Source organism: Brevibacillus sp. HB1.1 (assembly GCF_013332445.1).
In the GTDB taxonomy this organism is placed as follows: Bacteria; Bacillota; Bacilli; order Brevibacillales; family Brevibacillaceae; genus Brevibacillus; species Brevibacillus porteri.
The window spans coordinates 67,853-81,238 of the sequence record NZ_JABMIV010000015.1 but is presented as its reverse complement, the minus strand read 5'-3'; the positions used below and the strand labels follow the sequence as shown (position 1 = coordinate 81,238).

Below are 13,386 nucleotides of genomic sequence, written 5' to 3'. Positions count from 1 at the left end.
GCGTTTTCTTGTAAACCCTGATATTATTTTTGGCAATCATTCTTTATCGCAAGTTCACACTTTTTCTGTTATCGTTAAATTTTTATGGGACAAGTTATGTTACCATATTACAGGTGTAACCTTCTTTTTACATTTTTCGTCATTAGAAGGTACGATTCGATATTAGGATAGGAGTTAGATATGGGGGCAACATCAAATTCTGTTAAAGTTGACGTCAAAACAACGCCACGCGTTCGACAAAATATGGTCTACCTGTTAGTGAAGCAGCTTCGTCCACATCAATGGACAAAAAACCTGCTTGTCTTTGCTGCCTTGCTATTTTCTTTGCACAAAGTAAGTCCGGATGTCATTGGAAAATCCGTGCTGGCTTTCCTGCTGTTTTGTTTTGTATCCGGCTGTGTCTACATCCTCAATGATTTTGTCGATATCAAAAATGACCGAAATCACCCGGAAAAACAGCTCCGGCCCATGGCTTCTGGTGCATTGCCGCCAGCGCTCGCATTAGCATTCGGTGCATTTTTGCTTCTGGGTTCCCTTTTTAGTGCTTATTACTTTGACCGACTATTCGCGCTCGTACTGTTTGTTTACTTTGTGCTCAACGTCGCTTACTCGCTGAAGCTGAAGCATGTCGTCATTCTGGACGTCATGATTATCTCAGCCGGTTTTGTTTTGCGTGCCATCGGTGGAAGTCTCATGATCCAAACTCCTTTCACCCCGTGGTTTTTGCTCTGTACGATGCTGCTCGCGCTGTTTTTGGCCATCAGCAAACGTCGCCACGAGTTGATTTTGTTGCAGCAGGATAAAGGAACGCATCGCAAAGTGCTCGACAGTTATTCCTCCGAATTGTTGAATCAGTTGAACACGATTGTTACAACCATGACAATCATCAGCTATTCCTTGTTCACTTTTACGTCAGGACGCACGATTCACTTGATGTGGACCATTCCACTCGTGATCTTTGGTATTTTCCGTTACCTGTATTTGATCACCGTCGCGGGCCAGGGCGGCAGTCCGGAAAAAGTGTTGTTGCAGGACAAGCCGATTCTCATTACGGTGTTCCTGTATGTCGTCATGGTTGCCGGGATTATTTACGTATTTGAATTTAAATAAGGAAGTAAGGAAGTTTTGAACCTGTTTTGCACATGAAGTTACTTGCTCAGATAGGTTGTGGATTAAGCTATGCCATCCATTGTTCTAATCATCATTTCCGTGGTCCTCAGTGCGTGTGGACAAGTTGCGATGAAGATGGGCGCATCCTCGCTCACCAGCAACAATGACATGCTGCTACTGAAGTTCCTCCACTATTTCACGAACCTGCCGATTATGGTGGGACTTACACTTTACGGACTTTCTGCGTTTATCTGGATTGCTGCGCTGGAAAAGGTGCAGCTCTCCTATGCTTATCCCATGGCAGCACTCGGATACGTGTTGGTAGCTGTCATGTCCTTCTTGATCTTCAACGAACCGTTGTCCCTTACACGTATTGTCGGTCTGGCGATTATCGTCGTGGGCGTCGTCGTCATTTCTCAGTCATAATCTTCACGTAGAGGAGTTTTATCATGTTTTATGCGGTAGCGCCGTTTATCGGCTGGCTTGTGTCCGGAATAACCAAATTTTTGATTAATTACCTCCGTTTTGGGTCCCGGGCCAAAGAAATGGTCGGGAACGGCGGGTTTCCCAGCACGCACACAACCGTTATGGTCACGACTGTGTTTTTGATTGGCTTGCAGGAGGGCTTTACTCATCCTGCATTCGGGCTGGGTGTGGCTGTGACGTTTATTGTGATCATCGATGCGACTGGATTGCGCAGAGCGGTAGGAAAACATGCAGAGGCACTCAACAAGCTCGCAAAGGAACATCCGGACGTGTTTCCCGCCAAACCTTTGCGCGAAAGCATGGGACATACCAGATGGGAGATTGCCGGGGGTCTGGTGCTCGGGGTACTGCTTGCGACCGTATTGCATCTGCTGGCAGCGAACCTCCCTACCCTCATTGGCTAGTAGATTCGTAGACAGGAGATTATGTTCATGAATAACCGTACAGCTACGTACTCGTTCCTGCTTGGGACGGCTTTGCTATTGTTTATGGCTACGATTGTGCTTAGCACATCCGTTTTATTTTTGTTCGGCGTATCCGTGACGGCCGCCAGCTTTTGGATTGGCCTCGTTGCGGCTTTGGCTGCGATGGGCGGGATGGTGTCGGTCTTCGTAAGTTCACGTCGACGGGCCTGGTTTTTCTCCCTGTTGGCTGGATTGCTGATTGTTTCAGGCATCAGCTACTACATCAGTGCCAATACGTTTGATCTTTCTTTTGACGGGCAAACCTATCATCAAGAAGCAATCGTGAAAATAACCAACGGCTGGAACCCGGTTCATGACCAGCCCATCGTCAAGCCTTCTGATTCAAAAGAAGTGGAAGAGATGGATAATAGAGAGGTTCTCTCGGCCTTTCACCTGTGGATCAATCATTACGCCAAAGGGCCTTGGATGCTCGATGCAGTCATGTATAAACTGACTGGTCAGATCGAGGTTAGCAAAATATTTAACCTGTTGTTGATTGCATCGTCCTTTTTCCTGACACTCGCTGCGATCCGAACCGCTTTTCCAGAGAAAAAAGGGGCGGCGATTGCCTTCGCGCTGCTCGCAGCGTTCAATCCCGCGGTGATTACGCAATCGACTTCCTTCTATATTGACGGACAGCTCGGCTCACTCGTGCTCATCATTTGCGCTCTCGGCTATCTGCTGTATAAGCGCTACCATGTTTGGACGCTACTAGCGCTATGCGCAACGCTCATGCTGCTGGCTCAGATCAAATTCACGGCATTGGGGTATGCCGGATTGCTCGGCTTGGCTATTCTCGTGCTCTTCTTTTTCTACGATCGCCGACAGCACATCAAGAGCATGCTCGTGTGGCTTTCGGTCAGTCTAGTTATCACGGTAGGGGTTGTTGGGTACAATCCGTATGTCACCAACACGCTAACGAAGGGACATCCGTTTTATCCGTTGGCGGGCAAAGGTGCCGTTGATATCATGACCTCGAACAGCCCGCATGGCTTCAAAGACAATACGAGCATAGAAAATCTGGCTATCTCCTTATTTTCCAAATCGGAGAACATCGCAACACCCCATAGCCCTACATGGAAAGTGCCATTTACGGTCACATGGAAAGAGCTCGCCGTGTTCTACTCTCCTGACGTGCGTGTGGCCGGATTCGGACCACTTTTCGGAGGAGCTGTGATTGTCACATGCTTGATTCTCGTCGCCTTGCTTTTAGGAACTCATCGAAAAAAAGCGGCACCTTTCTTGTGGATCAGTCTGGCGCTCTTCGTGACCGTGCTTATTAATCCGGAAAGCTGGTGGGCGCGCTATGTTCCCCAGCTTTGGTTGATTCCACTCTTGATTGCGCTGGCAGTCTGGGATGTCCAGAAGGGCTTTTTCCGCCATGCGGGCAAGGTTCTGATCGTCATTTTACTCGCCAATATGGTGATGGTAAATGCTTCTCATATCATTGGACAGTCTGGCGCCAATGCATTAGTGAAAAAGCAGCTTGAAGAGATGAAGGCAAGTAACAAAACGCTGGTCGTAGACTTCCACCATTTCAATGCGGTGAAAGTACGTCTGCAAGAAGCTGGCATTCCTTTCATTGAGCAAAAGATCGATAAAGGCGAAGATGTCAAAGGATTTATGACTACGCGTGCCGTTTACCTCTTGAAATAAAACATAGAAAGGGCGTCTCTAAGTCGGAAAATCGACTTTTGAGACAGCCCTTTTTTATTTCTAGGTGCGTGTAGTAGATGAGACACAATCTTGCACGAATGTAAAAATTTTCATAATGATTATTGGAAAACTATGGTAGAGTTTACTTGTATTGATTATCCAGAAGGGAGTGTGCATCATGCCTGTTGAGACATTCAAAGCAACTGCACATCTACAGAAGGGAATGGTTGTGAAAGCCAGTTCCAGAAATTTCGAGATAACCATCGATGAACCGAAAAGCCTGGGAGGAACGGATACTGGGATGAACCCTGTTGAACTGGTTCTCTCCGCACTAGGCGCATGCCAATCTATCGTTGCCAGAGTATATGCCAGAAAGTTTCATATTCAACTCGACGATTTTTGGGTGGAAGTCGAAGGTGATCTCGATACGGATGGCTTCATGAACAAATCTGATGTTCGACGTGGGTATTCTGAAATTCGATACACCTTTCATATCAAAACCGATGCTCCTAGAGAGCAAGTAGAGTCTTTTGTGGAATTTTTGGAACAGACGTGCCCGGTTGGAGATACGATTGCGAATCCTGTCACTCTTAAATTAAACGGAATTGTTATTGAAAAACCGAGCGAGATAAAGGCGAATGATTAAAATAAGGCTCCCAGCTGGGAGCCTTTGTCGTCTTTTTGATTTTTACATAAATCCAAAGTAAATAACTGCGGCCAGCACCAAACGATAAATCGCAAAAGGTGTCAGCTTGATGCGATTGATCAGCTTCAAGAAGAAACGGATCGACAGAAGCGCAAACACAAACGCGCTAATAAAACCGACGACGAAAAATGGAATGCTGTCCATCGTAATCGCATCCCAACGCTTCAACAGCGACAAAAAGCTCGCGCCCGCCATGATCGGCACAGCCATAATAAACGTGAAGTCTGCCGCCGCCCGATGGCTCATCCCCAACAGTACGCCCCCCGAGATCGTGGAACCCGAACGGGAAAAGCCAGGCCACAGGGAGAAACATTGAATGAGTCCAACCAGCAACGCTTGCTTGTACGTAATTTGGTCAACCGATTCGATCTTGGGACGTCTTGGTCGGAACCAATCCGCAGCCAGCATGAGCAGAGCGCCCAGCACCAGACCAATTACCACGGTCTTTGTCGAGAACAAATACTCATCGATGTAGTCGTCAAACAGAACACCCAGAATCCCCGCTGGAATCAAACCGACAATGACCGTAGCCAAATTCAGTCGAGGTCCTGCCTGAATCTCACTCTTACCCGCCAGCTTTTTCAAGCCGAGCAAGCTCATGAACCGATCCCACATCAAAACGACAACAGCCAAAATCGAACCGAGCTGAATGACAATTTTGAATGTGTTGGCCACTTCAGGTGAAAACAAATCTTTCGTTTGGAACAAAAAGTCATCCACGATGATCATGTGACCCGTAGAGGAAACCGGGGCAAACTCAGTCAATCCTTCTACTAGCCCCAGCACAATCGCGACAAAAGCTTCCCAGAGACCCAAAAATTCCACGCTCCTATGAATGATGTCCAAAATCAATAGGTAGCAGCTACCCTGTAAAAGAGCAGACTACTGCTTCTAGCATTATAACGTTCATCTCCGGTACAAAGTTACATTGTGATAGAAAAACATTCTAGTAAATTATTGATAGGATTTCCCACAGTGAAAGCCCTCATGTTTTTCTTTATTCATTTAACTCTACAAGATGTGAATCGAAAAGCTGCGCAGGAAGAAGCGAATTTCCAGTCCAAGCGCCTCTGGAGCCCACCCCAGCTTCGGAATAAATGGCGGGGAATTTCAGCTTCACTTATGAATGACATCCTCGAAACTTCTACCTTTGAAACGCTCCCGCCATTTATTCCGAAGCGGACAGTCAATCACCCCTTGCGGGGCGTAGGCCGAAGCGTAGACTGGAAATTCGCTTCTTCCCTCCACGACAGCCCTCATCGATTCACATATTGCAACGTCCCTTCCCCCATGTCACCTAGTCGCCAGAGCGCCATTTTCTCGATGCCCGCTTTCTTCGCAACTGCGACCCATTGAGACAGTGTCTCTTCATCCGCATACCAAACCGTGTGCTTTTGTCCGTCTTCACCCATGTAGTCGAAGTACAAACTGCCACTCGCTTTATCCCGCTTTGGCGGCTCGATACTGGAGATAGCAAGGTCTGCTGCCTGTTTTTCCGTCACAGCCGTCACTTTTCCATCAGAAGCCCAATCAAAGCCGCCTACAGAGAGGGCCATGACTTTGTCACCCGGTACTTTTTTCATTCGAGTGGCGAGTTGTTCAATAAATGCATGATCGGCTTTGGGACCTGGCTCTGTATTCGTTCCGTACAAATTATAAGCCATCATGACGTAAGTAGGGCCCTTTGGCAATGCCAAGTCTTCAATCGGCGCGCGCGGCTCCAATACGATGCGAAGTGACTTCCCCTCCTGCTCCATATGCTGATACAAGGTATGGATAAAAGTAAGGAAGTTGTCCCAGTCTTTCTCGTCAATTCTCTCATAATCGATTTCTAAACCATGAAAGCCATTCTGGATCACAGCATTCTTGATCTCCATAATGTGCTTGGTACGGCTTGCATCTGTCGCCATGAGCCGGCTGACAATCGACGGGTCCTTTTGAACCTGCGTACCATCACTGTTAAGACGATCATTCACAATGGTCAAATCGAGATCGACATAGCTGCCCTGCTTCGAGGCTTCCTTGATCTCAGGCATCGCCTTGGTCATGCGGTCAGTAAAGTGCAGCTTGTCGTTTTCATCAAAATACGCCGCGAAGACTTGCACACTGGACAGGCCATCCGTCATCCTGCGGAAATCCTCCAAACCGGATTCCCACTGCCAGTCTACCACCCAAGCAGACAATTCCGTCGTGTTGTTGGCTGCATCTACACTCTCCAAGCTTTCCGTATCATTCCATTTCATCATGTACCACACGAGGGTGATACACACTCCTATCAGAAGAACAGTCAAAATGATCGATCGTTTCTTGATGTTTGACACCTTACACTGATCCCCCTTGTTTCGGATTTAAAAGGTGTCGATGACCCAGTCCATTGTAGTAGAAATAGCTTTCTTGATCGAGCTGACGACTCCTGCTAACCCTGTCTGCACATTACTGAACAGCATCTGCTGCTCACCACTCGGTTGCGCCAAGGACTCTATTTTTACGTCCGCAAACACCCCGTCATAAATGTCGTCCTTTTTGTTCTCTTCACTATAGGCCGCTTCCAATGCAACGCCACCGCTGCTCATACTCGGGTCGATCTGTTGCTGATCCAAAAGCGGTATCTTGTCCACGGAAACACTGAGACGGTCGCCTTGAACAGTGATTTCGAATGGACGCGTATTTTTAATGTTAATCGGGTATTTCTCCAGCTCCGGAGCACCAGACTCGCCTTGCTCCCTCGTATAGACCGAAGCACGGTCGAAGGTCAAATCCTCAGGATTCCAAATCACTTGGCTCAATTCCGTCTTGAAAAGCTCCTGAACTTCGCCTTTTTCCTTCTTCTGCTCGACGCGCAGCTCATTATCATGCAGGACAACCCGTACAAAGCTGTCTTTTTCCCGATCATAGCGCAAATAAATGGACTGCTTGCCGATTACATTCCCTTCCAGCTTGGCAGAAAGCTTGATATCCTTCTGGCTGTCGCTGTTTTTTAAATATAACATGCCAGAGCCAGCAGCTGGAGAGGTCAGGACGATCTGATCCTCCATAAATTGCGCGGCACCACCGAGACGATCCCACTCATTGGCCTGCTCTTCATCACCGCGAACAAAGCGAATCTTCTCGTCGGTGTCTTTTTGGATACGCATCAACAAATGATTCGTGTACCAGTAAGGCTCTGGCTGCACACGGGTCAGGTTGTACAGATCCCCCTCGCTGTCGTTGTAGGCGGTTCCTTCCCGGTTAACGTGCATCGTAAAATACTTTTTGATATTCGCGTCGTTCGCATCCGCTACCAAGCGATTCATGCCACCATACAGGGTGTTTGCATGCATGATCATATAGGCCCCTGGGACAAAGCCCAATTGATCCATATACGTATCATTCATCAGCTTGTAGTCTTCGTTTATTCTCGCTTCCATCTTGCTTCTGTCTTCAATCGGGATCATATTGCTGTCACGGATAAAGTCCATCAAGTAGTGGTTATAGTAACCCACCTTTGTTTTATTCGTTAATTCACCCTCATCCTTCACACCGATGAAATTGCCCTGATCATCAAACACATTGATATACGTCAACCGATAGCCGTTGGAACCAAGCTCCCAGAAGCCAGTTTCCATCATTTTTTTCATGTCTTCCGGTTGCAGGAATTTATTCTCGCTGTTCCCCATCTTGTTGCCGTATGACAATGCTGTTGCTTTGAAGTTGTACTTCTCCAAAAGCGGCTGGGCAAACAAGCTCGAATCGTTGCGGCCATCTTCAAAGGCTAAAAACAGTGCCTTGTCAGGAAGTGGCTTCTTTTTCTTGTAAAAGTCCAAGATATCTTGTTGCGAGATCGTTTGATAGCCCTGGTCATACAACGCTTGAAGCTGTTCATCCAATTGCTTCTTGGCTACCAGCTTCGGTGTACCCGAACGACCCACGCCAAAATAGGAGATGGCGATAAAGCCTTTTTCATTCGTCCAGCTCGCTCTATTCGGTTCCTCGTACTTCTTCCAATCAAATACAGCATTGAATAACATGACGCCCAAGACGACTAAGATAGCGATCTGGATCAGCGTCTTGATGAATTTATTGCGATCTTTTTTCCGATAGTCCAAGACATCGCTCATCGTTTTCCCCATAACTCCTGACACCCTCACTCCCTTTGTCTTTCCCACTTAAAATGGCAGCCCAAAGCCTTTTTTGTTCTTCTTTCGGGCTTCTTTTTTCAATCTCGCTTCGACATCCTGCGGTGTTTCTCGCGTACCCCAAGTAGATTTCCAGAATGTCACCCATGCCACAGGCATCTGCCATAATAGCACCAGCTCATAAAACACACAAAAGACAATCCCGAAAACCCACAGCTTGCTTCTACGGAAAAACAGATGGGCCAAGCTCATTAAGAGCGCCATCAGCAGCAAGCCCATTAAAAACGTACCTGGGAAAATATGATGAACGAGCGGAACGTATACGAGGTTGTACAGTACGATGACGGGAGCAGCAATAGGAACAATCAGACCAATGTAAAAGAAGATCGCCATAAATGGCTCCTTGCGCCAAATAAAGCCGCTGGCACGCAAAGACTCCCTCAACCACGAACGCTTCCAGCGCATCTGCTGCTTCAAAAATATGTTCATATCTGACGGCACAATCGTCGAGCAAATCGCAGAATCCTGATAGCCTGTCCGATGTGTTCGCAAAATAAAGTTGGTCATGCTTCGGTCATCGCCAAAAGTGGCGGGCTGCCCGAGAAACTTCTGATTCAGCCATGCTTCCGAATGCTGCAAAATCAATTCCTTGCGATAGCAAGACAACGGTCCAGACAAGCAAGTGACACTGTCAAACCACGATTCAGCCGCCTTCATGATGCGAAAAGCAATGTAGTAACGAACCGTTTGCAGCTTGGTGATCGCGTTGGTGAACTTGTTTTCCACATCCGTACGCCCTGCGACACCCCCCATTTTCGGGTCTTGGAAAGGCTGTACGAGGTTGCGAATCGCAGTCGGTTCCAAAAAGCTGTCTGAATCAACGAAGACAACCAAATCGTGCTTGGCCATTTCCACACCTTTTACCAAAGCGACCCGTTTCCCGCCGTTTTCAGGAAGAATGTGCATCTTCACGCGTTCGCGGGTCATATAGCGCTCGGCCTCGTTATGAATCATATCAATGACCTTTTGAATCTCTTCTGCTGATCGGTCCGTCGAGCGGTCGTCTACCACGATGACCTCCAGCTTATCAATCGGGTAGTTCTGATTCACACAACTCAAAATCGTCCGGTGAATCCACTGCTCTTCGTTGAAGCACGGAATAATGATGCTCACGCCCGGTGTATAGTCCGGATTGACGGGAACCTCCCGATAAAGAGCACCGAATAAATACCGTGTCAGCAAAAAGGCAGCGGCAATCAAGCTGTACAAATACAAGTAAATGTTGTATTTGAAATAAATCACGCTCTCCGCGCGCATGAGCACGATAAACGCCGCAGCGAAAAACAGGGAAGCACTTGCGATATAAATAGCGTATCCCCAGCGCTTTTTGCGAAAATACTCGGTCAGCGGTTTGGAAAACTCGAAGGCGAGCATGAACTTCTGACACCCTTCCTCTTCCTCCGTAAACCGGCGAACGACAGTTGCATCCAGCTTCACCGTTGACTCATAGCCTTCTGGCATTGTGCCTGGCGGGATTGTGCAATGGATCATAAACACTTGTCCCACCTGGATGTCTTCTCTCTCCGAATCTAGTTCAACTAATAGGCCCGTCGAAGAAATGTCGACGGCTCTTGCCTTCATTCCATCCTTGACCCGCTGTTTCTTGGTTAATAGCGTCACCGGGAAATCTGCCATATAGCGCAGACTCAGCATCCGAATGCGATTCAGGTATTCCGGGTCCTCCAGCTTTCCTGGCTCATTCGTATCTTTCGTACCGCGGCGATCCACTTGGACACGAATTTTCTCCGGGTCTGGCACATTCGATAGCACGCGCCTCTCCGTTTTGGAAACCGTCAGTACTTCTTCGATTTTCTCTTTCTTTTTAGGCTTTACTTTCTCTATCAACTGTTTCATCACTGTCGCTCTCTCCCCTCCACTGCCTACAAGCTCCAGTAATGAAATCCACTGTTTTCAAAGTCAGCTTTGGAATAAGTCTCTTTTATATCAATCATGATTTTTGCTTCATTCTTGCCGTACATCGCGGCATAATCAGCGACTTCCATCTGGGCAAAGGGAGCATGTGGTACCGCTACAACCACAATGTCCAAGTCGTGGAGAGCCTTCATCTCTGACAGCTCGATGCCGTATTCCTCGTATGCCTCCCGAGGATTCACAATCGGATCTACGACCAGTGGGTTGATCCCGTACTCTCTCAGTTCCTCAATGATATCCGTCACCTTGGTGTTTCTGATATCCGCACAATCCTCTTTGTAAGACAGTCCGAGTATGCCAATCCGCACATCCTTGAGGTCGAGCTTCGAGCGAACAGCCATTTTAATGATTTGTTGGGCGACATATTTCCCCATGCCATCGTTAATGTGTCTGGCCGCCAAAATAATGCGGGAGCGATAGCCGCTGTCTTCTGCTTTGTACGTTAAATAGTAAGGATCGATACCGATGCAATGCCCGCCGACCAAGCCCGGTGAAAAAGGGAGGAAGTTCCACTTGGTTCCTGCCGCTTGCAATACTGCTTTTGTCGGAATATCCATCTGATTGAACAGCATCGCCAGCTCATTCATAAACGCAATATTGACATCCCGTTGCGCATTTTCAATGACTTTTGCGGCTTCTGCTACCTTGATGCTTTCTGCTCGATAAACGCCTGCCTGGATCACGAGCTCGTAGACACTTGCTACGATTCCCAGTGTTTCTTCATCCATCCCCGATACGATCTTGACGATGTTTTCCAAGCGATTTACCTTGTCTCCCGGGTTAATGCGTTCAGGTGAATAGCCGATCTTGAAGTCTATGCCACAACGCAAGCCGGATTCCGCCTCCAGGATTGGCAAGCAAACATCTTCGGTTGCCCCAGGATAAACCGTCGATTCAAATACGACGATTGCCCCTTTTCTCAACTGTCTGCCCACCATGCGGGATGCGCTTTCTACATATTTCAGGTCGGGGACATTCCCACTTTTGACCGGGGTAGGCACTGCCACGATAAAAAATCGCGCTTCCTGCAATCTATTTTCATCTAAAGTGAATTCGATAGTAGCGTCACTCGTCAGCTCCTGATCCACGTCAGCATCATGAAAGTTTCCCTTTTGATAGGCTGCTACTTTCTCTTGGTTTACATCGAATCCAATCACAGAAGTACGTTTGGACAGTGCCATCGCAATCGGTAAGCCTACGTACCCAAGACCGACGACAGCAATTTTTTCTTCCCTCTCCACAATCCCTTCGTACAAATTCATAAGCCGGCTCCCTCTCCCTGTTCTATTTTGGCTTTATTGGCCAAACATCTCTGTCATGGGTACAAGCGTGTATCCTTTGCTTCTAAGCTGGTCAATTACGGTTGGTAGCGCCTCGATTGTGTGAATGTCATCGAGCATGTGCAGCAGAATCACGCTTCCGCTCCGCGTCTGCTCCATAATTGCTTTGACGATATCGTCCGCACTCCGTTTCTTGTCGTAATCGGACGGCGTCACATCATAAATCGTAATGTCCTCGTAGCCCGTCGCTGCAATCGCCTTGAGTGTCTGTTCGTCAAACGCCCCAGTTGGTGGTCTGAAATACATCGTCGGCTTCTGCTGAATCGCTTCGGTAATAATCTGATGGGCTTTGACAATCTCTTTTTGCAATTCTTCCGGCGCAATTTTGGTATTCACCGGATGAGAATAGGTGTGGTTGGCTACATCGTGTCCCGCTTCCGCAATCGCTCTCGCCAAGTTTGGATTTCGCTCTACACCATCTGCGCGAAGGAAAAACGAAGCCTTTACTCCTTTTTTGTCCAGGATATCGAGAATCTTCGTAACTGTTTGATCCGTACCCCAATCATCGAAGGACAGGGCGACCATCTTCTTGTCCGTTTCTTTTCGATAGATGAGATTTGGCTTGGACTCGTGATAGGCCGCATTCATTTTTGCTGCATCAAAACCCGGTATTTCTTGCAGCGGCTTTCGCTCCCCGCCTTGTGCAATCAACTCGTGCAATGGGACGAATCTATAACCGACATCAGTAGCTGCCTCTGCCAGTAACCGGATGTTTTCTACGACAGACTTGTTCTCCTCTGTGTCCATCGCGATGATGCCGCCGCGATTCATGTATTTTCTTAAGTAATGATTTTTTTGCTCCTCCGTCTCTTTTTGCCAATTGTGCAGAAACAAACTGGAGGACACGACCGCTTCTTGTCCATTGTGAGCAGCTACCAATCGAAGATCGTCGGAGTAATCGCCCGACTTCGTTCTGATATATCGCGGTGTCTTGTCGGTCTCTCTTTTGATGACCTCATTAGCCAATTTGATATCTTCGTACATTTTCTCGTAAGATTGACCCTGCAAATCTGACTGGTTCAACGTGTTGTTTTCAATATCGTGACCTCTGGCGACAATTTGTCGCGCAATGTCCGGCTCTTCCGCTACCCTCATGCCTGGCAAGAAAAAAGCTGCTTTGATGTGGTACTTATCCAGTTCATCCAGCAGTCTTTTCATCGTGTCTTTATCTGCCATCCCATTAAAAGTAAGAGCAAGCTGTCTTTGCGTCGTGTAGACCATGGACACGCCCTTGCTCTTCTCCCCTTGGTATCGCTCGATTTTTTCAGGTTTGACTGGCTGTAAGTTGTTATCTGTGCTGCTGTCACTCCCCTGAAACGGTGAACAGCCTGCCAACAATGCCAATATCGCGACAAGGGAGATCCAGTGAAAGAATCGGAACCCACTGACCCCTTTCTTATAACTAATCATGATTGTCCCCTTTTCGTGTAAGAAATGCCCTTTACGCATAAAAAAACGACTATTTCATCTGCGTAACAAGTAAGTGTAATCAAACACTTTTTGCACAGAAATGAACA

11 protein-coding genes are annotated in these 13,386 nt (G+C 47.5%); 5 read left to right on the top strand and 6 right to left on the bottom strand.

Annotated elements, in window-relative coordinates:
* Window positions 1-180 precede the first annotated feature (180 nt).
* From HPY27_RS27180 to HPY27_RS27160, 5 genes are all read left to right on the top strand, one after another.
* Window positions 181-1,110, top strand: coding sequence for a decaprenyl-phosphate phosphoribosyltransferase (locus HPY27_RS27180; RefSeq protein WP_174226420.1), 930 nt, complete (start codon window positions 181-183; stop codon window positions 1,108-1,110).
* A gap of 69 nt (window positions 1,111-1,179) precedes the next feature.
* On the top strand, window positions 1,180-1,536 hold the full coding sequence (locus tag HPY27_RS27175; protein ID WP_017246668.1) for an SMR family transporter: 357 nt from the start codon (window positions 1,180-1,182) through the stop codon (window positions 1,534-1,536).
* A 23-nt stretch (window positions 1,537-1,559) separates the two neighbouring features.
* Window positions 1,560-2,000 (top strand): divergent PAP2 family protein, encoded by a 441-nt coding sequence (locus tag HPY27_RS27170; protein WP_017246669.1) that lies wholly within the window; start codon window positions 1,560-1,562, stop codon window positions 1,998-2,000.
* 27 nt (window positions 2,001-2,027) lie between these two features.
* On the top strand, window positions 2,028-3,716 hold the full coding sequence (locus HPY27_RS27165; protein WP_174226419.1) for a hypothetical protein: 1,689 nt from the start codon (window positions 2,028-2,030) through the stop codon (window positions 3,714-3,716).
* A 178-nt stretch (window positions 3,717-3,894) separates the two neighbouring features.
* Complete coding sequence (locus HPY27_RS27160; protein ID WP_017246671.1) at window positions 3,895-4,362, top strand: OsmC family protein; 468 nt, start codon at window positions 3,895-3,897, stop codon at window positions 4,360-4,362.
* A gap of 42 nt (window positions 4,363-4,404) precedes the next feature.
* Here the strand turns inward: HPY27_RS27160 and HPY27_RS27155 are convergent, their stop codons facing one another.
* From HPY27_RS27155 to HPY27_RS27130, 6 genes are all read right to left on the bottom strand, one after another.
* On the bottom strand, window positions 4,405-5,238 hold the full coding sequence (locus HPY27_RS27155; RefSeq protein ID WP_174226418.1) for an undecaprenyl-diphosphate phosphatase: 834 nt from the start codon (window positions 5,236-5,238) through the stop codon (window positions 4,405-4,407).
* Between the two features lie 440 nt (window positions 5,239-5,678).
* Window positions 5,679-6,743 carry a glycosyl hydrolase family 18 protein gene (locus HPY27_RS27150; RefSeq protein ID WP_174226417.1) on the bottom strand — a complete coding sequence of 355 codons (1,065 nt, stop codon included), beginning with the start codon at window positions 6,741-6,743 and terminating at the stop codon, window positions 5,679-5,681.
* A 27-nt stretch (window positions 6,744-6,770) separates the two neighbouring features.
* A complete protein-coding gene (locus HPY27_RS27145) occupies window positions 6,771-8,531 on the bottom strand; it encodes a polysaccharide deacetylase family protein (RefSeq protein WP_174226416.1) in 1,761 nt (586 codons plus the stop codon).
* A 36-nt stretch (window positions 8,532-8,567) separates the two neighbouring features.
* Entirely contained in the window at window positions 8,568-10,451 is a 1,884-nt protein-coding gene (locus tag HPY27_RS27140) for a glycosyltransferase (protein ID WP_017246675.1), read from the bottom strand.
* A gap of 26 nt (window positions 10,452-10,477) precedes the next feature.
* Complete coding sequence (locus HPY27_RS27135) at window positions 10,478-11,791, bottom strand: nucleotide sugar dehydrogenase (RefSeq protein ID WP_174226415.1); 1,314 nt, start codon at window positions 11,789-11,791, stop codon at window positions 10,478-10,480.
* Between the two features lie 33 nt (window positions 11,792-11,824).
* Window positions 11,825-13,279 (bottom strand): polysaccharide deacetylase family protein, encoded by a 1,455-nt coding sequence (locus HPY27_RS27130; protein WP_173623444.1) that lies wholly within the window; start codon window positions 13,277-13,279, stop codon window positions 11,825-11,827.
* Between the last annotated feature and the right edge of the window lie 107 nt (window positions 13,280-13,386).